Source organism: Chromatocurvus halotolerans (genome assembly GCF_004340525.1).
GTDB lineage: Bacteria > Pseudomonadota > Gammaproteobacteria > Pseudomonadales > Halieaceae > Chromatocurvus > Chromatocurvus halotolerans.
Genome location: NZ_SLWX01000003.1, coordinates 1 through 23,866 on the forward strand (window position 1 = coordinate 1; position 23,866 = coordinate 23,866).

A 23,866-nucleotide genomic window follows, 5' to 3' on the forward strand; every position below is an offset into this window, starting at 1 on the left:
GCCTACCCTCCTCACTTTTGGCTCTGAGCTTGGATCACCGTCCTCAGCTTAACCCACGATATTTGAGGACGGGTAGGTCACTACATAATGTCTAGTGGGGTACGAGCGGCGCCCGCGCCGTGCGCCGCCGCGCAATGCATTGAGAAAATCCGAAGGTCTGCAATAATGTGCGCGCTTTGCAGGGCGCCGGACACGGCGTCCACCCGCTGGAAGCAGGAACCGGCGCATCCATGAACCACGGCACGAGGTAGCTATGCCCGACGATTCGTTTTTGCACACTCTCGCCGCGCGCAACCCGGTGCAGGGTGCCATGCAGCACTCTGCCGGCCGACGTCGCTTCCTGCAGGCGATGGCCGCCGGCGGGGCCGCCGCGACCCTGCCGCTGGAGTTGCTCGCGCAACCCTCCCGCCCGCTGTCGCTGCTCACCTGGGATGCCTACGCCGACTCGCGCCTGCACAGGCTCTGGAAAGAGCAGGGTGGTGGCGACATCCGCTACGAAATTCATATATCCGATCCGACGTCGGTGAACCGTCTGCGCGCCGGCGAGACCTCCATCTGGGATTTCATCAACGTGAACAATCCCTGGGCGCGCAACGAACTGTGGCCTGCGGGGCTGATCCGCTCACTGCCGCGAGACCGCTTCGAGCCGCTGTACTCGCAGATGGCGGACAAGTTCCAGATGCCCTACAAGTGGGCGATGAGTGAGGACGGCGAGGACCTGCTCGGCATTGTGCAGCGCTATGAGACCTTCGACTTCGTCGTGAATTCCGATGTGATTTCGCCACAGCTGGCAAAGGACGAGGGTTGGGACCTGTTCAACAACCCGGATTTCGCCCGGCGTTACGGGATTCTCGCCTACGAGGACTGGAACGTCATGGATATCTGCATGGGCGCCGGGATTCACCCCTTCAAGGTCAAGACCGAAGCAGAGGTTGCGAAGTTCGCCGAGACCTGTCGGCGCTGGATCGATAACGCGGCGTTCATCACGACAGATTTCGTGCAGCTGAATCTGGCGCTGATGAACCGTGAAATCGACCTGTATTTCACCGGCGGCACTTACACCACCGCCGCTGCGCGCCTCGAGGGTATTGCCGAGCTCCACGCCATCACGCCGAACCACGGCCCCGCAGATGGCAAGGGCGGCATCAACTGGATTGAAATCAACTCTGCGGTGGCGAATCCGAACCCGCATGACAGGGCGCTGGACTTTCTGGAGTTCATCACCACCCCGGATGCCGCCGAAATCATCGCGCGGGGGAACGGTAATCTGCAGCCGGTCAGCCAGATGGCCCAGCCGGAACTGATGCGCCGCTTCTCCCGCGATGAGCTTGCGGCGATTCAGTGGGACGAGTTCGACGAGCGCATTGGCAATGCCGTGGAGTTCGATGTGGTGCCCGACTACGACAGGCTGTACGACATATATTCCGCTGCCATGCGCGCGCGGGGCTAGCGCATGGCCACGGTAACGCCCGAGGGCGGCACGGCCGTGCCGGCACTGTCATTGCAGGAAATCACCCGCCGCTTCGGTGCGCTGACGGCAGTCGACGCGGTAACGCTGGATATCGCCGAGGGCGAGTTCTTCACCATCGTGGGTCCATCGGGCAGCGGCAAGTCGACGCTGGTGCGGCTGCTCGCAGGTCTTGAGGTGCCGACCGCCGGAACACTGCTGCTGCGTGGAGAGGACATTACCCGGCAGCCGGCAAACCAGCGTCCCACGGCTATGGTCTTTCAGTCACTGGCGCTGTTTGATCATCGCAGCGTGGGGCAGAACATTGAGTTTGCCATGAAGATGAAGGGCGTGGCGCCGCCGGCCCGGCGCGAGCGTGCGCTGGAACTGCTGTCACTATTGCGACTGCCCCGGGATTACTACGACCGCGCGGTCACCCAGTGCTCCGGTGGCGAGCGTCAGCGGGTGGCCATGGCGCGGGCGCTGGCGTCCGACCCGGAGATCCTGTTTTTTGACGAGCCACTGTCCGCGCTCGACTACCGGCTGCGCAAAACCCTGGAAGTGGAGCTGAAGGAGCTGCACCAGCGAACGGGCAAGACCTTCATCTACATCACCCACAGCCTGGAAGAGGCCATGGTGATGTCAGACCGCATTGCCATCATGCAGGACGGGCGCTTTGTGCAGGTCGGCACGCCACAGGATATCTACCAGCGGCCGCGCAACCGCTTCGTGGCCGGCTTCATGGGTGAAGTCAACATTCTGGAGATCCGCGGCAGAGGGGAAAGCGCGCGGTTTGCGGGTCTCGACCTGCCCGCGCCTGAGGTTGCCGGTGCTTACGCCGTGCTGCGTCCGGAGGCATTGCAGGCGGGAGACGGTGGCAGCGTCCGCTTTGACGCCGATATCGTTCAGCGACTCATGCTCGGATCGCGAACGCAGTATCACCTGCGGGTGGGTGATCTGGCGCTGATCGCGGAAATCGGCGCCGGCGTCGGCAACCTGATGGAGCCCGGTCAGCGCACGCGCTTCAGCTTTGACCCCGACGATATCGCCTGGGTCGCCGAATGAGAACCCGTCCCGGACCCTGGCTGGCCGCGCCGACGGCGCTGTTCCTGCTGGCTTTTTTCGCCATGCCGCTGCTGATCGTCAGCTGGTACAGCCTGATGCCGCCGCGCACCTTTTCCATGCTGGGCGCGCCGACACTCGCCAACTACGCTGCCGCCTTCTCGGATGGTTATGAAAAGCCTCTCCTCTGGTCGATGCTGGGCGCCACCCTGACCACCCTGATCTGCGCCCTCATGGCCTGGCCAACGGCAAAGATCCTGCATGCCCACGCCGGCCGCGCCGCGAGCATCATTACCGCACTGATCGCCCTGCCCATTTTCATCTCCGAAAGCGTGCGATTGTTTGGTTTCTCCATGTTCCTGTTGCCGCGGGGCGGCATTCTCGCTGGCTCCCTCAACGCCTGGTTCGATATCCAGATCGGTTCCATCCTGAACACACGCCTCGCCGCGCTGCTCGGCATGATCTACGTGTATTTTCCCTTCATGCTGTTTCCGCTGCTGCTTGGCGTCTCGCTGATCCCGGAAGATCGGCTGGAGGCTGCGCGCGATCTCGGTGCCGGACGCTGGGCCCTGTTCCGCGAGATCGAGCTGCCACTGGCGGCTCCCGGCCTGATGATCGGCGCGCTGCTGACCTTCGTGCTGTGCCTGGGCGCCAATGCCGAGGCGGCAATTCTCGGCGGAAGGGCAGTGACCGTGATCTCCGCGGCCATCGAACAGCGCTTCAGCTACGCGCAGGACTGGCCCATGGGGGCTGCGCTCACCGTAATCGTGATTCTGGTGACCGCGGCGGTCGTCTGGCCCGTGCTGCGTCGCGTCGACCTGAACCGGATTATCCAGCGATGATCCGCGATCGCCACGTGCGCTATCTGAAAGCCGTCTGGATCGGCACCATCATCCTGCTGCTGTACATTCCCATCGTGTCCGTGGTGCTGGTATCGCTGGCCAACACCCGCTACATGCGCTTCCCGCACCGGGTCTGGAGCCTCGACGCGTATCGGGAGGCGGTTGACTCATTCACCACCTGGAGCATCCACCTGGTGTCCCTGCAGATGGCCCTGTGCGTGGTGATCATGGCGGTGGTGCTCGGGACGCTGGGGGCGATGGCGTTTGCCCGCTACGACTGGCATGGCCGAAGTGTCTTCCAGCGCCTGATCGTGCTGCCGATCTTTTTCCCGCAGCCGGTGCTGGGGCTGGCGCTGCTGCTGTCGTTCTCGGCACTGGGCATTACCCCCGGCTGGAAAACCGCCGTTATCGCCCACGCAGTGTGGATCGTGCCCATCGTAACGCTGGTGATTTCTATCCGCCTGTTCGGCTACGACGTCGCCCAGGAAGAGGCGGCCTTTGATCTCGGCGCCAGCCGCTGGCAGGTGGCAAGGGAGGTCACGTTTCCCGCCCTCTGGCCGGGCATCTTCTCCGGGGCCCTGTTCGCCTTCCTGCTGTCCTGGTCGAACCTGCCGCTGTCGATATTCACCAGTGGGGCGGACACGCCGCTGCCGGTATGGCTGTTTTCACGCACAGCCACGAATTATTCACCCTTGGTGCCGGCGGTCGCGGTGATCGGTACCGTGATCTCGGCGCTGCTCGTGATCTTGCTTCTCGTGCTGCGGCGACTTTTTCGGCGCGCGTGACGCTGTGGCCCATGACAATCCGCGTGCTTATCGCCAGTTACCTTGAACCTGAGTACGTGGAGCAAATTCGTCAGGTGGATTCCCGCCTCGACGTGATTTATGAACCTTCCCTCGTTGCCAGGCCCCGTTACGTTGCTGATCACAAGGGTGAGGCCTTCATCCGGTCGGCCGGGGAAGAAGAACGCTGGAGACAATACCTCGGGCAGGCGGAGGTGATCTTTGACTTCGACCAGACCCATCTCGACGACCTGCCAGAGCTCGCCGGGCGCGCCAGATGGTTGCAGACTACCAGTTCCGGGGTTGCACGATTTATCGTCGAGCACGGTTATGACAGGCGCATGCCAGACACGGTCTTTACCAATGCCGCCGGCATACACGCCCAGCCACTGGCCGAGTTCTGCTTCATGGTCATGACGATGTTCAACAAGAATGTCCTCAGCGTTCTGGAAGACCAGAAAGCCAGGCGCTGGGAGCGCTATGCGGGCCTTGATTTAAGCAACAGGACGCTGGTCATCGTGGGCCTCGGCAAGGTCGGCCAGGAAGTCGCTCGCCTCGCGAAACAGTTCAGGATGAACGTCATCGGTGTGAAGCAAGCAATAAAAAATGCCGATCTGAGTGCGTTGAACGTTGACGCGCTTTATGGCGCCGGGGATCTGGATCATGTTCTGCCCATGGCCGAATTCCTGGTGTTGATCGCCCCACACACGGCGGAAACAGAAAAAATGATGGGGGAGAAACAGTTTTCCCTGATGCCCCAGGGCGCCGTTCTTATCAACATTGGCAGAGGCGCCCTTGTGGATGAGCCGGCTCTGGTAGCGGCCCTGCAGAATGGGCATCTTCGTGGCGCAGGGCTGGACGTTTTTGAAACGGAGCCACTACCCGGGCACAGCCCGTTCTGGCACATGCCCAATGTCATTGTGAGCCCTCACTCAGCCAGTACGACAAACAATGAGAACCGCTTGATAACCGATCTGTTCTGTCAGAACCTGAAACGCTACCTGGCGGGCAAGCCGCTGATCAATGTTGTGTGATCCTCAGCACAGCGGGTGCTTAATCCATGTTTGACCCGGCCACAGAGACGACGGCAATCACGCTTATACTGGCGCTGACCGTTCTCAGTGCCATCTGGATGGAAAAGAACATACCCGCCTTCAGAAAAATAGGCGCCGCCGCGCTCAGCATCATCATCGGGATGCTGCTGTCCAATATCGGTGTTATTCCGGGGGAGTCCGTGGTTTATGATTTCTTCCGCGGGCCAGGGGTGCTGGCCGGCATCACCCTGTTTCTCCTGACGGTAGATCTGGACTCCATCAGACGAGCGGGCGGTCCAATGCTGAAAGCGTTTTTGCTCGGGGCCTGCGGGGCGGCGTTGGGGGGTGCCGTCATGGGTCTTGTTTTTGCCGATGCCATCGGTCCCGAGACGTGGAAGCTGTCAGGACAGTTTGCCGCAACCTATATTGGCGGCGGGGTGAACTTTGCGGCCGTCGGACAGGAACTGGACACATCCGGCGAATACTTTACTGCGGGCGTTGCCGCCGACGTTATCGTAACGGCTATCTGGTTGATTGCCTGCATCACGATCCCCGAGTTTTTCGGCAAGAAAGACGTGGACCCACAAGGTGTACCCGCGAATGCTGTGGCCGACGTCGACGTGCTGCAGAAGTCCCGTGTTGGCAACCTGCTCAATTCCAGTGGAAAGCCAATCACGCTCTGGGACCTGGCTCTGCTGCTGTCAATTGTCATGAGCTGCCTCTGGCTGTCACGCGTTATCAGTACTCTGGTACCCCTTGTCCCCATGATCATCTGGCTTACCACGCTGGTATTGATCCTTGCACAATTCCCGGTGATCAAGAGAATTTCGGGCGGTCTCGTGCTGGGTAATTACTTGTTGCTGCTGTTTCTGGCAACCAATGGTGCGATCTCTGTTGTGGCCAGGATTATCGAGATAGGCCCCGTAATATTCTACTTTGCCCTGGGAACCGTGCTGATCCACGGCGTCATTATTTTTGCTGTGGGCATGATGCTTAAAATAGATGCCACCGTGATTGCTATTGCGTCGCAGGCGAATGTTGGAGGCGCCTCGTCTGCAATGGCGATAGCAGGGGCAAGGGGCGTTCCGCATTTGATTTTGCCGGGTATTGCCGTGGGTTTGCTGGGCACAGCGCTTGGCAACTACGTTGGACTGGTCATTGCCAATGTTATGAGGCTCGTCATCGTTTGACGGGCTGGGCCAAAATGCGCAGTCTCCGTAGTTTACGGGAACACGACAGAGAGGCATCCGATGAAAAAACGATCCACTGTAGTTACAGCTCTGTTCATCCTGTTACTGGCGCCGTTCGTTGCCATCGTGCAGGCACAGGACGCTCGACTTAGCGCCGAGGATTACCTGGAGTTTGAGCAGGTTACGGATCCGCAGGTTTCTCCCGATGGCAGGCACATCATTTACACGCGTCGAAGCGTCGATGTCATGCAAGATCGCTGGGAATCTGCCCTGTGGATCATGGACGCCGATGGCTCACGCCACCGTTTCCTGCAGGTGGGGTCAAATCCCCGTTGGTCTCCATCGGGAGACCGCATTCTCTTTATCGGCAAGGACAAGAACGACAAGCCACAGCTTTTCGTGCGCTGGATGGACGGAGACGGCGCCGTCTCCCAGGTTACGCGGGTGACGGTTACGCCCTCTTCCCCACACTGGTCGCCCGACGGCGAGCATATCGCGTTCGTGGCCATTGTGCCGGCTGAGGATCCCTGGAAAATCGACATGCCGAAAGTGCCCGAGGGCGCCGAATGGACCACACCACCCATGGTTCTGGATCGTTTGCACTATCGCCAGGACCGCGTCGGCTATACAGAACCCGGCTTTTCTCACCTGTTCGTCGTGCCCGCTTCGTCTGGCACGGCCAAAGAGCTGACCGAGGGAGAGTGGCACGTCGGTGCGCAGTTTGATGGACTGTTTGAGGGAGCGGGAATCAGCTGGATGCCGGACAGCAAAACGATCCTGTTCGATGGCTGGAATGAGCCGGATGGTGACCTCGCTTACCGGCGCTCTCACATTTATGCCATCGATATGGAATCCCGCGGCATCACTCAGCTGACGGATACTCCTGGCTTCTGGTCCGCTCCCGTCGCCTCTGGCGATGGTCAGCAAATCGCATTCACGGGGTATCCGGCAACGACGGCTACCTACGCGATGCCGCGCCTATACAGCATGTCCTCTGACGGCAGCAACAGGCGCAGGCTCAGCGCCGACTTTGACCGCCCGGCAAGCAAGCTGGTCTGGGACGACGATGACCGTGGCGTATTCTTCACAGCCCAGGACGAGGGCTATATCAACGTTTTCCACATGGCCCTTTCTGGCAGCGTCCGCCCTGTCACGACGGGGAAGCATGTCGTGTCACTCTCTTCACGGTCGGGCGACACGGGTGTTGGGATTGGCGCGTCTTTTCACGAGCCCGGTGATGTCGTGAGTTTTCCGCTCAATGGACGAGGCGATCCAAAGCAGCTGACCGCTGTGAACGCGGATCTGCTGGCGGGCAAGGAGCTCGGCGACACCGAGGAGATCTGGTATGAGGCCGAGGACGGCAACAGGGCGCACGGGTGGATCATCAAGCCGCCGGGGTTTGATCCCGGGAAAGAGTATCCACTGATCATGGAGATCCATGGCGGCCCCTTTGCCATGTACCAGGGTCGCTTCGTATTCAACTACCAGTTTTTCGCAGCCAATGATTTTGTGGTTCTGTTCACCAACCCACGAGGCAGCACCGGATATGGCGAGCAGTATTCCAAGGCCATTGATTTTGCCTATCCAGGGGTCGATTACCTGGACCTGATGGGTGGCGTGGATGCCGCGATCGCCGAAGGCTTCATCGATGAGAAGCGCCTGTATGTGGGTGGCTGCAGTGGCGGCGGCGTGCTGTCCAGCTGGGTTATCGGTCACACCGACCGCTTTGCCGCTGCCGCAGTGCGCTGCCCGGTCACGAACTGGATGAGCATGGCCGGCACCACGGACATTCCGTCGTTTACGTTCTCGTTCTTTGAGAAGCCGTTCTGGGAAGACCCTGGCAAATGGCTTGAGCAGTCTTCCCTGATGTACGTCGGAAACGTGAAAACACCCACAATTATCATGACGGGGGAGCAGGACCTGCGTACGCCGATGCCGCAGTCAGAAGAGTACTACGCGGCACTCAAGATGCTGGGAGTGCCAGCGAGATTGCTGCGCTTCAATGACCAGTATCACGGCACGGGGACACGACCATCGAACAACATTCGTACAATGCTGTACATGCTGTCCTGGTACCAGCAGTACACGCTGGATGGCGAGGTTGAGCCGGAAACCCGCGGCGGCGGGATGGATTAAACGCTGTTGCTGCAAGCGTATCCGTAAATTCCCCGTCGGCACGGAAGCGTGACAGCATAAGGTTCGCTCGGCAATCAGTCAGGGCTATCCAGCTGACGACGATTTCGCCATTGTCGAGAATCAGCGCATCGACACGGCCATTCGTGTCCGGGCCGGCTACCAGCGTTGGCGAAGAAAAGGTCTCACCACTGTCTGACGACACGGCTAGCTGAACTCTCGGTGATTCCTCTTTTGCCGTAAACCAGGCAACCGCAACGGCCTAATGGCGTGCCGCCACCGCCGGACCGCGCTCTCCTGCGCTTCCTCTGACGCGTATACACTGGCATGCATGAGAGACACCACGAGCAATGAAAAAGGCAGTATTCGATATCTTTGTACAGTCACTTTGTACTCATAGCAGACGATGAAAGAATCAATGCAGATGATCGCAAGTAGATAGTCGCCGCAACATGCGCGAGACTTTTGTTCGGCCACCCTGCGCAATATCGGCTACTCTGAGCTGGACAACAACGGTGCGAGCAACATGGATAAACACACGATTGCGGGAACAACAAGACGCACATTCCTGATGGGCTTGCCCGTTGCCGGTTTGATGGGGACCAGCCTGGCGGCAACAGCACTCGACAGGCGGAATCTGACACCCCTGCCGCAGCTGACAGACCAGCTGTTGTGGCGAGCCGTGAGGGAGGAATTCAGGGGGTCGCTAAACATCACAGCCATGAACGCGGCCAACATGTCACCTCCCTGCGCCGGCGCGCGGGCGGCGCTGGAGGCAGCCACGACGGATATTGACCGCGATCCTTCCTTTGAGAACCGAGCAAAATACCAGCAGCGGCACGAAGCAACACGCGCCGCTCTCGCAGAGTTGATTGGCGCGGCACTCGACGAAATCGCGATAACGCGCAACACCTCAGAAGGTAACAACCTTATCGTTCAGGGACTGGCGCTTGGTCCCGGCGATGAAATCGTGCTCTGGGAGGAGAATCATCGCTCCAATGAGCTGTCCTGGGAGGTCAGGGCGCAGCGCGAGGGGTTCAAGATCATCCGGGTGGCCACGCCGAAGCAGCCAGAAAGTGCGGAGGACCTTATCGCACCCTTTCGCGAAGCGATCGGACCGAGCACACGGCTGGTCTCTTTCAGTCACGTTTCAAATTCGAGTGGCACCGAACTTCCGGCCGCAGCCCTTTGCAAGCTGACTGCCGATGCGGGTGCCCTGTCGATGATTGACGGCGCACAGACTGTTGGTGCAATGGCGCTCGATGTGAAGGCACTGGGCTGCGATTTCATGACCTGTAGCGGCCAGAAGTGGATGTGCGGCCCCAGAGAGGCGGGCATGCTGTATGTCCGCAAGGACCGGCAGGAACTGCTGAACCCCCTTATCGTCAGCTATCCGCTCGCGGGCGGCGACACGGGTGCGAGGGCTTTTGAGATGCTGGGCCAGCGCGATGACGGCGCCATCGATGCGCTCGGCCAGGCCGCCGCCCTGCATCTGGCGATAGGGCCCTCGCGCGTGGAAGCGCGCGTCAGGTCACTGACTGATCTGTTAATGGCCGAGATACGCCATAAGGCACCGTCAGCCAGGTTCCTGACACCGGAAAATCCTGCGTATCGCCTGGGCGTAGTGGTGACGGCGGTAACACACGGTGAGTCTGGGGCGGCCCAAGCAAGAGCCTACGAACAGTTTGCTGTGTCCGGCTCTGCCTTTCCCGGCGCGCTGCGTCTTTGCCCACACATCTACAATGACGAAGCGGATATAGAGCGCGCCGCTGCGGCCATGGCGACGGCCATCGCACCAGCCTAGACGCAGCGTGCGCGACTTTCACGCATCATGGACGTTAACGCGTTTCTCGCGACTGGCGCTGGCACGCAAAGCCTCGACGGTTACCATTGCAGAGCATAGCCTCAATCCAGCGTCTGGCTGAGCACCGCCACCAGCATGGCAATACCCTCCTTGAAATTGCCCAGGCGAATGTTCTCGTTCGGGCTGTGCTGGTTATTGTCGATGTTCACCGTCGGCACGCTTGCGGCGGGGATGTCCAGGGTGTCGACAAAGGGCGAGATCGGGATCGAGCCGCCGCTGGTGCGGATCAGAATGGGTTCCTCGCCATAGAGGTGCCGGAGTCCGGCGCGGGCCAGGCGGCCGGCGGCCTCGTCGAAACCAGAGCGATAGGCCAGGTAGCTGTAGCTGCTGCTGAAGCGGACAATGCGAGGGTGCTTGCGGCGTTCCTCATCCGTCGGAGGGTGGTCGATCACGTGGTAACCCATGCCCTGGATATGGTCACGAACCAGCCCTATGAGCGTATCCGGGTCGGATTCCTTCACGAGGCGAATATCGATCTCGGCGGTGGCCGTCGCCGGCACAATGGTGCGGGCCTCGTCGCCCACCCAGCCCGATGACAGGCCGCGAATATTCAGGGAGGGATATTGCACGGATTCCTGGAGATTGGCGCCGATTGAATCCGGCGCGGCGATACCGAGATCGGCGCGAATCCTGTCTTCGTCGTCGGGCACCGCGGCGAGTACTGCTCGTAATTCGTCACTCAAGGTGATGCCATCGTAGAAACCGGGAATCAGGACACGACCATCTTCCCGTTTCATTGAGCTCAAAATCCGCGACATGTGAAATGCCGGGTTGGGTGCGTAGTTACCGTAGTGACCGCTGTGCTGGGGGAAACGCGGACCGTAGGTGTCCAGAGTAATCTTCGCAATACCGCGGGCGCCAAATTTCACCGTCGGTTGATTCGAGGCGTGAGGCGGCCCGTCGAAGATCAGCAGCAGGTCGGCAGAGAGCAGGTCGCGATTGTCGATCACCGCCTGAGGCAGGTTAGGAGAGCTCATCTCCTCTTCCGTATCGATAATGACTTTCAGGTTGAAGTCGAGTTCCTGCCCTGCATCGTTGAGGATATCCATGGCCACCAGGAATTGCGCCATGGGCCCCTTGGAGTCAGACGCCGAGCGGGCGAACACGCGCCAGTCAGGATCGATCTCCGCGTCGAGGCTTTGCCACGGAATTTCTTCCCAATTGCCGTCATCGTGCCGTTGTTTGAGCGTCGGCTGATACGGGTCATCCTGAAACCAGGCATCGGGATCGACAGGCTGTCCGTCGGACTGAAGGTAGACAAGCACAGTTCGATCTGACCCCTCGCGTTTGCGCTCGGCCAACAGAAGCGGACTGCCCGGCGTGGGAATACGCTGAGTTTCAAAACCTCGCGCGCCAAACGCCGACTCCATCCACTCGACAAGCTTGAGGATATCGTCGGGGTGGTTGGCATCGTTTGGCAGACTCAGGAACTCACGGTAGAGCTCCAGCGATCCGCGATAGTGGGCGTCCACCCGCTCGCGAATCTCATCGACCGGCAGGGGCTCCGCAAGAGTCAACGTAGCGCAGCAGACGCTGGAAGTAATGCCGAGGAATAGTGCTCTGAGGTGATTTCGCATGGTCGCCGCCTATACCTTCAATGTTTAAAGAGGCTTGAACACTATACGATTGACTGCCAGGCCACCACATGTTGACTTGCATCCAAAAATGACTCGTGAGGGATGCGGACAAAATCCTGGACTACGCAGATCCTGACGGCTGGGCCGCACCCGGCAGCGTAGGGCAACAGTTGGTGCAACGTTACCCCGACTTCGATCAACGCAGTTTCGGGTTTACCCAGTGGATCACCCTGCGGGCTCACCAACCAGCGCAAGATGGGTGCCGTCAGGAGACACGGCGAGCCGGGTCAGCGCCAGTCCCAGGTGAGCGAGATCGACGACTTCCTGCCAGGCGCCATCGCGCCAGGCGACTACCCGCGATCCGGCGGAGGCGAGAAGCACCCCATCGGGCGTCCAGGCGTGGAAATCGCCAGCCTCGGGCAGGAGAACCACCACCTCGGTACGCTCCAGATCGAGATCGTATAATTCGACTGCCCTGCCATCATCGGTCTCGCGCGTGAAGCTCACCGCGCGGCGGTTCGGTACAGACTGGGGTGAGCGCCCCACGCCCGTGGCGAGCGTCCGTGCTGCCTTCGTATCGACCCCGACAAGCTGAAGGGCCGACGGCTCCTGCAGCAGCCAGAGCGCAACGTTATCGGCGTCGAACCACGCGTGATAGCCCACCGGGCCGATGTCGGGAAAGACAACCTCTGCGGCGGCGCCCTCCTGTGGCATCTGCCAGAGGCGCCCGCTGGTATCGGTCGGTGATCTGATGTAGCTAATCCCGCCCGCGCTCCCGGGAATGGGCGTGGGGGAAAACTCGCTTTGCTCTGGTGTCGCCGTGAGGCGGGTCGACGTTTCCGTGTCGGGACTCCATCGCCAGAGGTCCGTGCGTGCACCCTCCATCTGCACGAAGAGAAGATCCCCCGCCGGCGTGAAGAAGGGCTGATTGTCGTAGCCGGGCCGGTTGGTCAGATTGCGCGGCTCTACGGCGCGCAGCGCATCGTCTTCCCGCACCAGGTCCAGGAGCCAGACGTCGGTTCCCTGCGGCGCGCCCGTCGCCGCCGAGGGCTCGGAATTCGCGGCTTCCGGGCGGGGCGCATCGGGCGCATTGTCGGAACATCCCGCGGCCACAAGGGCAAGCGCCAGGACAAACGGCAGGACGGTGCCGGACAACCCGGGACGTAGGCGGAGATGAGAATAGTTCATGGACAGCACTCAATTGAAGAAACACAAAACCGGGGTAACAGCTACGCCCGCTCTATATCAGTATAGACTCATGCAATGATCGCGTCAGACGCCGCTTCAAAGTCAGGCCGCTTGCCGGCGGGAGGGGTTTCGAGACCGTCGGCGACATGGATGTCGCCGCCGAGCCGCCAAGGATGGCTTCACGGCGAGTCTCGAAACCCCTCCCGCCGGCAAGCGGCCGATGTGCGAAGCACGAAGACCTAAAGCGTACTCTCCAGCCGCGTATTGGCCACAAACTCCGCCACATTCGCCTGATTTGGCAGGGTCAGAATAAACGCCACCATACTGGCAATGGTCTCCGGCTGCAGACGCTCTTCCTTGGGGGTAACCCCCGGCAGATTCGCAATCATCTCGGTATCGATCGCTCCCGGACAGATCGCCGTGGCGCGAACACCGTCGGCATGTGCTTCAAGGCGAACCGCCTGGGTCATGGCGTGCAGGGCGTGCTTGGTCATCACGTATCCCAGGGGCGCGCCGGGGCGCACGCGCTTGGCATCGGTGGAAGCCATGTTGATCACGCGGCCGTGGCCGGTCTTGCGCAGGTGCGGGAGGGCCGCGCGGATCAGGCGCAGGGGTGCCTTGACGTTTACCGCCCACAGCTCGTCCAGCTCGGACTCATCGCCGTCCTCCAGGGTCAGCATGCGCAGGATGGCGGCGTTGTTGATCAGCGCGTCAATGTGGCCGAATTGCTCGACCGTGGCGTCCACCCAGGCCGCCGCCGTCGGCGGTTCGTTGGCGTCGAAATGCGCGGCGAATACCCGATCCTGCGGTGCAAACTGCGCCGCAGCCGCCGTATCCCGAAGCCCCAGCGATACGGACCAGCCATCGTCCAGCAGGCGCTGCGCGATGGCGGCGCCAACGCCGCGGCTGGCGCCGGAGATCATGGCAACGCGCATCAGAACAGTCCCTGGTGCACGCCGCCATCGTTGACGATGTTCTGGCCGGTCATGAAGCCCGCCTGCGCCGAGCAGATATAGGCCACCAGATCGCCGCATTCGCTGGGGTCGGCAAAGCGACCTGCCGGGCAGCCCTTCTTGCGGTCCTCGACGATGGCCTCGTAGGTGGTGTTGCCGCGTTCGGCGTGGCCGTGCAGGTTGGTGTGCAGGGCGTCAGTATCAAACAGGCCGGGGCAGACGGTATTGATGGTGACATTGTGCGGGATCAGTTCCCGGGCCATGGCCGCCGATGCGCCGGAGAGGGCCAGGCGCGCAGAATGGCTGTGGGCAAAGCCGACCTGCGGGAACTTGATGAAGCTGACCGACATGTTGACGATACGGCCGAATCCTCGCTCCTGCATGCCCGGCGCAACGGCCTGGATCATCTCGATGGAGGACAGGAAGTGATCGTCCAGCCACTGTCGCCAGTCCGCCGATGTGATGTCCTTGTAGGGCGTTGGCACCTGACGCTTGCCCGGGTTGTTCACCAGAATGTCGCAGCTGCCGCCGGCGGCTTCAAGAATGGCGGCGCGGCCTTCAGCGCTGTTGAAATCCGCGGCAACGCAGGTCACGTCCACGCCGAAGTCGGCACGAATCGCGGCACCGGCCTCTTCCAGGGCTTCCGGCGAGCGTGCGTTGAGTGTCAGTGAGACACCGGCTTCCGCCAGCGAGCGCGCGCAGGCGAGGCCGAGACCGCGACTGGCGGCCGATACGATGGCACTTCTGCCCTTGATTCCCAGATCCATGTGAATTCTCCTTGTGGTGGTTGGTAAAGCTTCTGACCCTACCGGGCGGTCAGACTCCTGTAGGGTCAGACCCCGTGTCGGCCATGATCGAGCGGAAGCCTTCCTGCAGCGAGGTGAGCTGGGCGCCTTGCAGCGCGCGCAGCGGTGGTCGTGGCAGGCCTCCCCCGGGTAGGCCGAGCATATCCATGATCGCCTTGGTCGAGGGATACAGGGTGCGGCCCTCTGCGGTGAACAGTTCCGTGAGACGGATGCCGGTGTGCTGCAGGGCCCACGCTTGCTCCATGCGACCGGCTTTTGTCGTGTGCCACAGGTCCAGACAGCCGGGCGCCCAGACGTTGGGAAAGCAGTCGATCAGGCCATCGGCGCCCGCCAGCACCGCGGCGGTGCCGTACACTGACGAAGGGCCGCAGAAGACGCGGATACGATCCTGCACCCGCAGGAGGGTGTCGTGGAAATTGGTCCAGCTGCCGGAGCTTTCCTTCACGGCGACGACCTTGTCGAGGTCCGCCAGACGGTCGACGATGGCCGGCGTCAGTGCGTTGCCGGCATTGCCCGGAATGTTGTAGAGAATGATCGGCAGTACGCTGGCGGCATCGATGGTCTCGTAGTGCGCGATTATCTCGCCTTCGGTAAGGTGCGCGAAAAACGCCGGCATGACCAGAACGCCATCGCAGCCCGCCTGGCGCGCCGCGTGGATCTGCTCGATAACTTCCTCCGCCCGGATAGCGCCGGTGCCGATGATTGCAGGACCGCGACCGGCGCTGGCCGTCGCCACCCACTGCGCCAGCCTGGCGCGCTCGGGCAGGGTCAGCGCCCAGAATTCACCGGTGCAGCCCCCGGCCACCATGCCGGTGGCGCCGGCGTCGTACAGGCGCCCGACATTGGCGAAGAAGGCCTCCTCATCCAGCGACAGATCGTCGCGAAAGGGCGTGGTGACCGCTGGCATGGGGCCGTGCCAGTTCACTGAGTCTCGGTTCAAGGTGGGTCTCCTGTGGCTGCTGTGGTTTATCGGGGTCGAGGTCGGTTCAGCCGTCGGCGTTGAGCCGTGCTCCCGTGTCGCCGGGACCGAAAACATGGACCTGGTCACTGTCGATACGGTAATTGATCGCTTCGCTCATCTGCGGCACCTGGGACGACGGGGTGCGCCCGGTGAGACGGTTGCCGCCCGCGACGTCCAGCACGACGATATTCTCGTGCCCCGTCTGTTCCACCAGCTGCACCTTTGCCTGCAGGTCGCCATGACCCAGATGCACATGCTCGGGCCGCACGCCGAGGCAGGCATCACCCGCCTTTGCGCTATCCCTCAGTGCGGGCACGGGCAGTGTCAGGCCGGGTGAGGTGAAATGCCAGCCCGCGTCGCTGCGCGACAGCTGGCCGTCAATCAGATTCATGGAGGGGGTGCCGATAAAGCTGGCGACAAAGCGGTTCGCCGGCCTGCGGTAGACCTCCTGCGGCGGCGCAAACTGCTGCAGGTCGCCGGCCAGCATGATGGCAATGCGGTTGGACATGGTCATGGCTTCGAGCTGATCGTGGGTCACGTAAACCATGGTTCGCCCGAGGCGCGCGTGCAGCTCCACCAGCTCGGCGCGCATGTAGCCGCGCAGCTTGGCGTCCAGATTGGACAGCGGCTCGTCCAGCAGGAAGACCTGGGGATCGCGGACCAGCGCCCTACCCAGTGCCACCCGCTGCTGCTGCCCTCCGGAGAGCTGGCTCGGCTTACGGTCCAGCAGTTCGGTGAGCTGCAGCATGTCTGCCGCTTTCGCGACCTTGGCCTTGCGCTCGGCTTTCGGCAGACCGCGTTTTTTCAGCGGGTACTCCATGTTGCGACCCACGGTCATGTGCGGGTAGAGCGCGTAGGACTGAAACACCATGGCGATATCGCGCTGCCCCGGCGGCACGTCGTTGACCAGCCGGTCGCCGATGCGGATTTCGCCGCTGGTCGGGAACTCGAGCCCCGCCAGCATGCGCAGCGTGGTGGTTTTGCCGCAGCCCGAGGGCCCCAGCAGTGAGACGAATTCGCCTTCTTCTATGGTGAGATCGAGCCCCTCGACAGCGAGAAACCCGGCAAACTCCTTGCGAACCCTGGAAAACGTGACACCCGCCATAAGGACCTATCCTTTTACTGCGCCGGCACCGAAGCCGCGCGTCAGGTATTTCTGCAGGAAAGCGAAAGCGATGATCAGCGGCACACTCATCATGACTGACGCCGCCATCAGCAGCGACCACTCGATATTGAACGAGGAGATCAGCATGTTCATGACGCCGGTGGTGAGCGGCCGTGACGCGTCCGAGTTCACCAGCACCAGCGCAAACAGATACTCGTTCCACGAAAGAATGAAGGTGAACAGGGCCGTGGAAATAATGCCGGGCAGCAGCTGCGGGAAAATGACATCGCGGAACGCGCCCATGCGGCTGGCGCCATCCACCAGGGCCGCGGACTCCAGATCCTCCGGAATACCCGCCATGAAGGATCGCAGCAGCCACAGGGCATAGGGCAGCGCGAAGGTGGTATAGGCCAGCACCAGACTGAACAGCGTGTTGGCCAGCCCGAGTTTCACCATCATCAGGTACAGGGGCAGAATCAGCACGACAGACGGTAGCAGGTAGGTGAACAGCACCAGCATCGCCAGGCTCTCGCGACCCCGGTAGGTAAAGCGCACCAGGCTGTAGGCACCCAGCGTTGCCACGCCGATGACCACCAGGGTAGTGGCTGTCGACAGAAAGATGGAGTTGCGGAAGTACACCAGGAAGTTGGTGTCCTGCAGCAGCGTCACGTAGTGCTCGACGGTGGGCTCAATGGGCAGAAAGGCGGGCGGCCTCGCCCACAGCTCCAGCTGCGGCTTGAGGGATGTCACGACCATCCAGAACAGCGGAAACGCCACAATCAGCACCGCGCTCCAGACCATGAGGTTGAACAACAGTCGGCGCATCATGAGGCTTCTTTCTCCCGCGTCTGGCGGATGTACACGATCATGAAGACCAGCATGATCGCCATCATGACCACCGCATAGGCCGCGGCCATGCCCATCTGGTTGAGGGCGAAGGCTTCCTTGTAGACCAGTAGCGGCAGTGTCTGCGTGCTGATCACCGGACCGCCGCCGGTCAACAGGAAGATCAGGTCGAACTCCTTGAAATCCCAGATGGCGCGCAGCAGGATGATGACCACCAGGACGTCGCGCAGCTGCGGCAGGGTGACGTCGAAGAAGCGGGCGATGGGCCCGGCCCCGTCGATGCGCGCGGCCTCGTACAGGGCGTCGGGAATGGTCTGCAGGCGCGCCAGAACTGCGATCACGACAAATGGAAAGTACTTCCAGGCACCGACCAGAATCATGGAAATCATGGCATTGGGCATGCTGCCAAGATAATCCACGGGCATGTCGACCACGCCCGAGCCGATCAGCATGTGGTTGAGAATGCCGTAGAGGTCATTGAACAGCCAGCGCCATACCAGAACGGCAACCACGGTAGACACAAAGTAGGGAAACAGGATCAGGCTGCGCGCAAGGCTGCGGAACCACACGGCCTGGTGCAGCATCAGTGCCATGCCGATGCCCAGGACAATCTGCAGGCTGAGGGTGCCCACCGTCCACACCAGTGTATTGCGCAAGGATATCCAGAACTCGCCACGGGCCAGCAGGTCGCGGTAATTGCTGATACCGACAAAGCTGCCCTCCAGGGTCGGGGTGTAGAGCTGGAACAGGCTGAGGTAGATCGCCGCCAGCAGCGGATAGACGATCACCGCGCAGAAAACGACGATTGTCGGCGCAATCAGCAGCAGTCCGAGTCGGGCGTAGCGGCGCTCCAGCAGAGCCTGTGGCGAGCGTGACATGCGTGGCCTCCTGTTGACGTTGTTCAACGTCGTATCAGTGGTGCAGCGTGGCGCCGACGGGGCATCGGCTGTCCATCAGCGCGCCATCACAGCGGCAATTGCGCGGGTGGTGTCGGCCAGTACCCGATCAACATTTTCCCGGTTGAGCACCACCCGCTGCACCATGTCGGCAATGGCGCCGGAGGCGATGACCTCACCGGCTTTCTCGTTGGAGCGGTGCGCGCTGGACTCATAGCCCAGATTGAAGCCGTTGGCCGCGGCCTGCGCCATCAGATCCGTTTCCTTGCGGTATTTGCGGATAATGGCGTTATCCCGGTAGCGCGGATCCTCGCCGATGGACTGCAGCACGGGCAGCACGTGGCCCGGTGCGGCATGCAGCTGTCGGATGTAGCCCTCGGGTTCAAACAGGAAGGCCGCCAGTCGCCTGGCGAGATCCTTGTTCCCTGACTGCGCGGGAATGAACACGCTGGGGAAATCGTTGAAGGTCCAGGGCGGGATATCCCGGGTCATCGTCGGCCACAGAGCGCAGGTAATGTGGTCGCTGAGACGGGGGTTCTGGTCGTTGACGTTGGCGAGCACGCGACCGGTATACAGTCCGGTGGCGGTGGCGCCGCTGACGAAGGCGGTCAGACCCTCACCCCAGCTGTAGTTGGTGGCGCCGATGGGGCTGAAATCACGGATCTCGCGGTAGAACTCCAGTGCGTTGCGGGTCGCCTCGCTGTCGATGGCGACCTCCAGGTCGGGGGTGAATACCTGGCCCCCTGCGCCATGGATGAAGCCGATGAACACCAGCGATGTCGCCGTGTTGCGCCCGTAGGGCAGGGCCGTACCGTAGATGCCACGCCCCTGGAGCTTCTGCAGCGCATCGCGGAATTCGTCCCAGGTCTCCGGTGCGCGCTCAAGGCCAACGCGCTGCATGATGTCCGTGCGCAGCCAGAGAATGTTCACGGCGGAGTTGCCGATGCCACAGGCCACATGCCGGCCATCCGCCGCCCGGAAAACGTCATTGGCGCCGGGGTAGAAGTCATCCGGGCCGATGGCCTCGATGACGTCGTCGAAGGGCTCCACCAGTCCCTTGGCGTAATAGCTCTGTACCGAGAAGGAGGGCAGGTGCGTCACCACGTCCGGCACCTGCCCGCTGGAGAAGGCGGCCGCCAGCTGGGGTGCGTAGCCCTCGTCGGACAGGGGCTCAAGAACCACGGTCACGCCGGGATGCAGCGCCTCAAATGCGGCGATCTGGAAGCGATAGGCATCCAGCTGGGCCGGTGCCCCCTGGGGTGTCCACCAGCGCAATTCTGCCCGCTGGGCCCGCGTCCGCAACGGCAGACTGCCGATCGCAGCGCCGGCGACCAGAGCTTTCAGCAGGGTCCGGCGTGAGTGTGCCCCACCGATGTCGTGATGATTGTGCATGCAGGATAGGCGCCGTAAGCGGAGAATGTTCACAGTGCGAATTATTGTGCGAAACTAACACAAATGCTGGCGCGACCCAAGCCCGGCGCGCCGTTCTGCCGTCATGCCGCGAAGCGTGCCAGGGAAAAGGGCGCGATATCCACATCGCCGGGCACATCGCCGGCGAGTTCCGCGGCGAGCCGTCCGACCAGCGGGCCCAGGGTGTAGCCGGCGTCCCCGGGCACGGCGACAATCACGCGCTCCGCCCCCGCCAGCCTTCCCAGGGCTGTCTTGCCGTCGATCGTGGTATTCATGCCGGCCCAGGTGCGGATGACCCGCAGCCCGGTGATGCCGGGCACCAGCCTGCCGGCGAGGGCGACGTTGCCCAGCATTGATGTTGCCAGCACTTCTGGCACCGCATGGTTGCCGCGTGACTGCGCCGGCCAGCCGCCGCCGATCACGATCTGGCCGGATTGCAGCTGCTTCAGGGTGATCGAGCGCTCGGCGTGCTGGATCAGGTGTTCGATGCCGGCGGCAGCGGGCTCAGTAATATTCATGTGCAGGGGTTCTGCCCGGCTGGGCAGGGCCAGGCCCAGTCCGCTCACCAGGTCTCCGGCGCCCCAGGCCGCGGCGATAATGACCTGGTCTGCCCGGTAGCTGTCGGTTTCACCCCGCAGCTGCACGTCGCTGCCGATCAAGAGAGACGTAATGCGATCGCGCACGAGGCTGACACCGAGGCTGCGTGCCACCGCTTGCAGGCGGATGTTGGCTGCCAGTGGGTTCAGCTTGCCCTCGTCGCGACACAGCTCGGCGCCGATTATCTGCGGTCCCAGCCAGGGCGCGATGCGCTCCAGCGCCGCGCGGTCAAGAATCTCGACGTCCAGACCCTTGTCGGCTTCACGCCGGGCCTTGGTTTCGAGAAACGCCAGCTGCTCTGCGTCTTCGGCAAGCATGAGCCCGCCCTTGCGCACCATTTCAAAAGGACCGTGGGTGGCCTCGAGCGCATCCCATTCCCGAACGGCCCGGAGATACAGCGGCAGGGACGCCTCGACATTCGGCGCCTGCTCGGGATACAGCCGCATGAAGCGGCTCTGCAGCTGCACGTGCAGGCTGCCGGCATTGGCGGTGGTCCCGGCGTTCACCGCGGCGTCGACCAGGGTCACCCGGGCGCCCTGCTGCGCCGCGCTGATGGCGGCGCACAGTCCGGTAATGCCGCCGCCGACGATCAGCAGCTCAGGCTTTGGCATCGAGGGCCTCCTGGGTTGCCATGAGTGTGCCGATGCTGACGGGCTTGATCGGCACGCGCGGGGCGAAATAGCTGTGGTCGGTGAGTGACCTGCCGGTCGCATTGGCCACCAGCCGCGCGGCAACCGGACCGCAGTAGCGCCCCTGGCAGCAGCCCATGCCCACCCGGGTCACGCGCTTCACCGTGCCGATGTGGTCTGCGTCGTCCGCCATGCCATTGCGGAACTGGCCCAGCGTCACTTCCTCGCAGCGGCAGATAAGCGTGTCATCGGGCAGGGTATCCAGGTTGCGCGGCGCCGGGTCGTGCAGTGCCCAGAGCCGTTTCTGGAAGCGCCTCGCCCCCGCCAGCGCCTGGCGGCTTGACCACAGGTCCTCGTGGGTCGCAAAGCCACAGGCGGCGGCCGCTGCGGCGCCGGCAATCCTGCCCTCGGCAGCGGCCGCCGGCGCACCGCCGAGGCCGCAGCAGTCGCCCACGGCGTAGACGCCGTCGACGGACGTCGACAGGGAGTCCGTGCGGGTGCAGCGCAGGTGACCGAAAGCGGGGTCATAGTGCATATCGGCCCCAAGCAGGCGCAGTATCTCGTTCTGGGGTTCGAAGCCATCGTTCATGCACAGCGCATCCAGCTCCGTGGTTTCTTCCCTGCCGTTGCGGCGAAAGGTGGCGCGCAGACTGCCATCCGTATTGGCTGCGATGGCAGCCAGTCCGGTATCGTAGTGTACCGGAACCCCGGCGCGGCGAAGTCCGAGAAGCATACCGCTGCCCGCAAGAGCCAGCTTCGGCCCCGCCAGCAGCAGCGCCATGGCGGACGCCGGTCTTTTCAGGGGTGAGGGAGCGGATTCTGCGACCAGGCGCACCTCCGCCCCGCCGCGCGCCAGCTCAAGCGCCACCTGCAGATTGAGCGGTCCGGAACCGCAGACGGCGACCCGCCTGCCCGGCAGGCTGCGATAGCTGCGCCAGAGCGTTTGCGCCGCGCCGGTGGTCATGACGCCGGGCAGGGTCCAGCCGGGCACCATGCATGGACGCTCATAGGCGCCTGTGGCCACGATCAGCTGTTTCGGGCGCAGGACCAGAGGGGTGCCATCGGGCGCCACCGCGTAAAGCAGCGGTCCCGCAAAGGCGCCCCAGATCTCCACGCCGCCGAGCAACTCGGCCCCGGCTTCCCTTGCGGCAGCCAGCAGGTCCGCACCGTCGGATTGCTGGGCATCGAGCAGCGGGGCGTCTGCCGCAGGCTGTTTGAAGTACTGCCCACCGGCAACCTTGCGCTCATCCAGCACCAGCACGGACGCCCCGGCGCTGGCGGCAACGGCAGCCGCATTCAGGCCTCCAGCGCCACCGCCAATCACCAGCACATCCGGCGTCAGTTCGCGCGCGGCAAGTGGTTGTGCCGGCTTCCCGTCGAAGTCCGCCTTGCTCTCCAGTTCCGGCCGCGCAACCTGGCGCTGCACCAGGGCCCCGTCCCGTGCGAGGGTCATGCAGGCGCGCTGGTTTGGCTGGCCATCAACGCTTACCAGGCAGTCCTGACAGACGCCCATGCCGCAGAACACGCCACGGGGTGAGCCCTTGCCGGTATGCCGGAACACCCGCTGGCCCGCATCCGTCAGTGCGGCGGCCAGCGACTGGCCGTTTCGCGCTGACAGCGCTTCGCCCTCGAAGAAAAAAGTGACAGGATCAGACATCATTTGTTCTCATAACGCACAAGCGTACTGCAAAATACAGACATTCAACGCTCCAGAAAAGGGCTCACCCCATGCAAAACTTACAGAATCTGACAGGCCGGCACGCGGTTGTCACCGGCGGTGCCCGGGGCCTCGGTCTCGCCATCGCACAGAACCTGGCGGCTGCCGGGGCGACCCTTACGGTAATCGATCTTGCGCAGGCTCTCGAGGTTGCGGGTCTGCCTGCCGCCTGGCACCCCGTGGCGATGGATCTGGGCGCCGCTGACAGCCTCGACGCGCAGCGCCGGCTCGCCGCGGATCTAGGGTCGGTCGATGTTGTGGTTGCCAATGCCGGAGTTGTGCCAGCCTGGCGCAGGGTTGGCGAGCTCGACGCCGACGAATGGCAGCGGGTCATGAACATCAATACCTGGGGGGTTGCCGCTACTCTCGGCGGCTTCGCCGAGGCGCTGGCAGCCTCCGGCCGCGGCTCGGCGGTAGTGATGGCCTCCATCAACGGCTACAAGGCGCACCCCCGCCAGGTTCTCTACTCCGCCTCGAAGCACGCGGCTATTGGCATCATGCGCGCCGCAGCACTGGACCTCGGTCACCACGGAATCCGTGTCAACGCTCTCGCACCCGGTGCGATCGCCACCGAGGCACTTCAGCAGCGCATCGTCGGACGCCAGGCCGAGGGCGGTCCCGATCTGGAAACCGCGCTCGCCACCCTGGATGCCGAAACCGCCCTGGGCGCCATCGCCACGCCCCAGCAGGTGGCAAACGCCGCCCTCTGGCTGGCGTCAGACGCCTCCGCCGGCATAACCGGCATCGTGGTGCCGGTTGAGGCGGGTCTCGGCAACTAACGGGCCACGCAGATCGCCGACCGGGCTACGACGCTGAGCCAGAGAGCT

20 protein-coding genes and 1 pseudogene are annotated in these 23,866 nt (G+C 62.7%); 10 read left to right on the top strand and 11 right to left on the bottom strand.

Going from position 1 to position 23,866, the window contains the following annotated elements; genetic code table 11:
• Positions 1-253 precede the first annotated feature (253 nt).
• The 8 genes from EV688_RS04000 (at position 254) to EV688_RS04035 (ending at position 10,294) form a co-directional block, all read left to right on the top strand.
• Positions 254-1,450, top strand: coding sequence for an ABC transporter substrate-binding protein (locus EV688_RS04000; RefSeq protein WP_117317518.1), 1,197 nt, complete (start codon positions 254-256; stop codon positions 1,448-1,450).
• 3 nt (positions 1,451-1,453) lie between these two features.
• Positions 1,454-2,512, top strand: a complete 1,059-nt coding sequence (locus tag EV688_RS04005) for an ABC transporter ATP-binding protein (RefSeq protein WP_117317516.1) — start codon at positions 1,454-1,456, stop codon at positions 2,510-2,512.
• Positions 2,509-3,351 (top strand): ABC transporter permease, encoded by an 843-nt coding sequence (locus tag EV688_RS04010; RefSeq protein ID WP_117317514.1) that lies wholly within the window; start codon positions 2,509-2,511, stop codon positions 3,349-3,351. Before EV688_RS04005 ends, EV688_RS04010 begins: the two co-directional genes overlap by 4 nt.
• Positions 3,348-4,136 (top strand): ABC transporter permease, encoded by a 789-nt coding sequence (locus EV688_RS04015; protein WP_117317512.1) that lies wholly within the window; start codon positions 3,348-3,350, stop codon positions 4,134-4,136. Before EV688_RS04010 ends, EV688_RS04015 begins: the two co-directional genes overlap by 4 nt.
• 416 nt (positions 4,137-4,552) lie before the next feature.
• On the top strand, positions 4,553-5,167 hold the full coding sequence (locus EV688_RS17850) for a D-2-hydroxyacid dehydrogenase (RefSeq protein ID WP_424282594.1): 615 nt from the start codon (positions 4,553-4,555) through the stop codon (positions 5,165-5,167).
• A gap of 26 nt (positions 5,168-5,193) precedes the next feature.
• On the top strand, positions 5,194-6,357 hold the full coding sequence (locus tag EV688_RS04025) for a DUF819 family protein (RefSeq protein ID WP_117317509.1): 1,164 nt from the start codon (positions 5,194-5,196) through the stop codon (positions 6,355-6,357).
• A 60-nt stretch (positions 6,358-6,417) separates the two neighbouring features.
• Positions 6,418-8,493 carry a S9 family peptidase gene (locus EV688_RS04030; protein ID WP_117317508.1) on the top strand — a complete coding sequence of 692 codons (2,076 nt, stop codon included), beginning with the start codon at positions 6,418-6,420 and terminating at the stop codon, positions 8,491-8,493.
• A gap of 523 nt (positions 8,494-9,016) precedes the next feature.
• A complete protein-coding gene (locus EV688_RS04035; protein WP_117317506.1) occupies positions 9,017-10,294 on the top strand; it encodes an aminotransferase class V-fold PLP-dependent enzyme in 1,278 nt (425 codons plus the stop codon).
• Positions 10,295-10,395: 101 nt separating this feature from the next.
• Here the strand turns inward: EV688_RS04035 and EV688_RS04040 are convergent, their stop codons facing one another.
• On the bottom strand, positions 10,396-11,931 hold the full coding sequence (locus EV688_RS04040; protein WP_117317504.1) for a M20/M25/M40 family metallo-hydrolase: 1,536 nt from the start codon (positions 11,929-11,931) through the stop codon (positions 10,396-10,398).
• A 95-nt stretch (positions 11,932-12,026) separates the two neighbouring features.
• Here EV688_RS04040 and EV688_RS17855 point away from each other — a divergent pair.
• A pseudogene (locus tag EV688_RS17855) lies at positions 12,027-12,146 on the top strand (OST-HTH/LOTUS domain-containing protein); the annotation flags it as partial.
• Positions 12,147-12,156: 10 nt separating this feature from the next.
• On the opposite strand, the gene EV688_RS04050 reads toward EV688_RS17855, so the two are convergent.
• The 10 genes from EV688_RS04050 to EV688_RS04095 form a co-directional block, all read right to left on the bottom strand.
• Positions 12,157-13,119, bottom strand: a complete 963-nt coding sequence (locus EV688_RS04050) for a TolB-like translocation protein (RefSeq protein WP_205686617.1) — start codon at positions 13,117-13,119, stop codon at positions 12,157-12,159.
• Positions 13,120-13,358: 239 nt separating this feature from the next.
• Positions 13,359-14,054 carry an SDR family NAD(P)-dependent oxidoreductase gene (locus tag EV688_RS04055; protein WP_117317502.1) on the bottom strand — a complete coding sequence of 232 codons (696 nt, stop codon included), beginning with the start codon at positions 14,052-14,054 and terminating at the stop codon, positions 13,359-13,361.
• Positions 14,054-14,839: an SDR family oxidoreductase gene (locus EV688_RS04060; RefSeq protein ID WP_117317500.1), complete on the bottom strand. Its 786-nt coding sequence runs from the start codon at positions 14,837-14,839 to the stop codon at positions 14,054-14,056. The genes EV688_RS04055 and EV688_RS04060 overlap by 1 nt, the downstream gene beginning before the upstream one ends.
• 49 nt (positions 14,840-14,888) lie before the next feature.
• Positions 14,889-15,818 carry a dihydrodipicolinate synthase family protein gene (locus EV688_RS04065; protein WP_162883895.1) on the bottom strand — a complete coding sequence of 310 codons (930 nt, stop codon included), beginning with the start codon at positions 15,816-15,818 and terminating at the stop codon, positions 14,889-14,891.
• A 46-nt stretch (positions 15,819-15,864) separates the two neighbouring features.
• On the bottom strand, positions 15,865-16,944 hold the full coding sequence (locus EV688_RS04070; protein ID WP_117317496.1) for an ABC transporter ATP-binding protein: 1,080 nt from the start codon (positions 16,942-16,944) through the stop codon (positions 15,865-15,867).
• Between the two features lie 6 nt (positions 16,945-16,950).
• A complete protein-coding gene (locus EV688_RS04075) occupies positions 16,951-17,772 on the bottom strand; it encodes a carbohydrate ABC transporter permease (RefSeq protein WP_117317494.1) in 822 nt (273 codons plus the stop codon).
• Complete coding sequence (locus EV688_RS04080; RefSeq protein ID WP_117317492.1) at positions 17,769-18,668, bottom strand: carbohydrate ABC transporter permease; 900 nt, start codon at positions 18,666-18,668, stop codon at positions 17,769-17,771. The genes EV688_RS04075 and EV688_RS04080 overlap by 4 nt, the downstream gene beginning before the upstream one ends.
• 75 nt (positions 18,669-18,743) lie before the next feature.
• Entirely contained in the window at positions 18,744-20,078 is a 1,335-nt protein-coding gene (locus tag EV688_RS04085; protein WP_117317490.1) for an ABC transporter substrate-binding protein, read from the bottom strand.
• Positions 20,079-20,179: 101 nt separating this feature from the next.
• Positions 20,180-21,304: an NAD(P)/FAD-dependent oxidoreductase gene (locus tag EV688_RS04090; RefSeq protein WP_162883894.1), complete on the bottom strand. Its 1,125-nt coding sequence runs from the start codon at positions 21,302-21,304 to the stop codon at positions 20,180-20,182.
• Positions 21,291-22,982, bottom strand: a complete 1,692-nt coding sequence (locus tag EV688_RS04095; RefSeq protein ID WP_117317486.1) for a 2Fe-2S iron-sulfur cluster-binding protein — start codon at positions 22,980-22,982, stop codon at positions 21,291-21,293. Before EV688_RS04095 ends, EV688_RS04090 begins: the two co-directional genes overlap by 14 nt.
• A gap of 68 nt (positions 22,983-23,050) precedes the next feature.
• Between EV688_RS04095 and EV688_RS04100 the strand changes: the two genes are divergently transcribed.
• Positions 23,051-23,818: an SDR family NAD(P)-dependent oxidoreductase gene (locus tag EV688_RS04100; protein ID WP_117317484.1), complete on the top strand. Its 768-nt coding sequence runs from the start codon at positions 23,051-23,053 to the stop codon at positions 23,816-23,818.
• Positions 23,819-23,866: the final 48 nt, after the last annotated feature.

Coding starts and splice junctions, on each gene's coding strand:
- EV688_RS04015 (WP_117317512.1), top strand. CDS start 3,348: ATGATCCGCGATCGCCACGTGCGCTATCTGAAAGCCGTCTGGATCGGC.
- EV688_RS04070 (WP_117317496.1), bottom strand. CDS start 16,944: ATGGCGGGTGTCACGTTTTCCAGGGTTCGCAAGGAGTTTGCCGGGTTT.
- EV688_RS04080 (WP_117317492.1), bottom strand. CDS start 18,668: ATGTCACGCTCGCCACAGGCTCTGCTGGAGCGCCGCTACGCCCGACTC.
- EV688_RS04055 (WP_117317502.1), bottom strand. CDS start 14,054: ATGCGCGTTGCCATGATCTCCGGCGCCAGCCGCGGCGTTGGCGCCGCC.
- EV688_RS04000 (WP_117317518.1), top strand. CDS start 254: ATGCCCGACGATTCGTTTTTGCACACTCTCGCCGCGCGCAACCCGGTG.
- EV688_RS04035 (WP_117317506.1), top strand. CDS start 9,017: ATGGATAAACACACGATTGCGGGAACAACAAGACGCACATTCCTGATG.
- EV688_RS04090 (WP_162883894.1), bottom strand. CDS start 21,304: ATGCCAAAGCCTGAGCTGCTGATCGTCGGCGGCGGCATTACCGGACTG.
- EV688_RS04050 (WP_205686617.1), bottom strand. CDS start 13,119: ATGAACTATTCTCATCTCCGCCTACGTCCCGGGTTGTCCGGCACCGTC.
- EV688_RS04075 (WP_117317494.1), bottom strand. CDS start 17,772: ATGATGCGCCGACTGTTGTTCAACCTCATGGTCTGGAGCGCGGTGCTG.
- EV688_RS04095 (WP_117317486.1), bottom strand. CDS start 22,982: ATGATGTCTGATCCTGTCACTTTTTTCTTCGAGGGCGAAGCGCTGTCA.
- EV688_RS04040 (WP_117317504.1), bottom strand. CDS start 11,931: ATGCGAAATCACCTCAGAGCACTATTCCTCGGCATTACTTCCAGCGTC.
- EV688_RS04010 (WP_117317514.1), top strand. CDS start 2,509: ATGAGAACCCGTCCCGGACCCTGGCTGGCCGCGCCGACGGCGCTGTTC.
- EV688_RS04100 (WP_117317484.1), top strand. CDS start 23,051: ATGCAAAACTTACAGAATCTGACAGGCCGGCACGCGGTTGTCACCGGC.
- EV688_RS17850 (WP_424282594.1), top strand. CDS start 4,553: ATGTTCAACAAGAATGTCCTCAGCGTTCTGGAAGACCAGAAAGCCAGG.
- EV688_RS04060 (WP_117317500.1), bottom strand. CDS start 14,839: ATGGATCTGGGAATCAAGGGCAGAAGTGCCATCGTATCGGCCGCCAGT.
- EV688_RS04030 (WP_117317508.1), top strand. CDS start 6,418: ATGAAAAAACGATCCACTGTAGTTACAGCTCTGTTCATCCTGTTACTG.
- EV688_RS04085 (WP_117317490.1), bottom strand. CDS start 20,078: ATGCACAATCATCACGACATCGGTGGGGCACACTCACGCCGGACCCTG.
- EV688_RS04025 (WP_117317509.1), top strand. CDS start 5,194: ATGTTTGACCCGGCCACAGAGACGACGGCAATCACGCTTATACTGGCG.
- EV688_RS04005 (WP_117317516.1), top strand. CDS start 1,454: ATGGCCACGGTAACGCCCGAGGGCGGCACGGCCGTGCCGGCACTGTCA.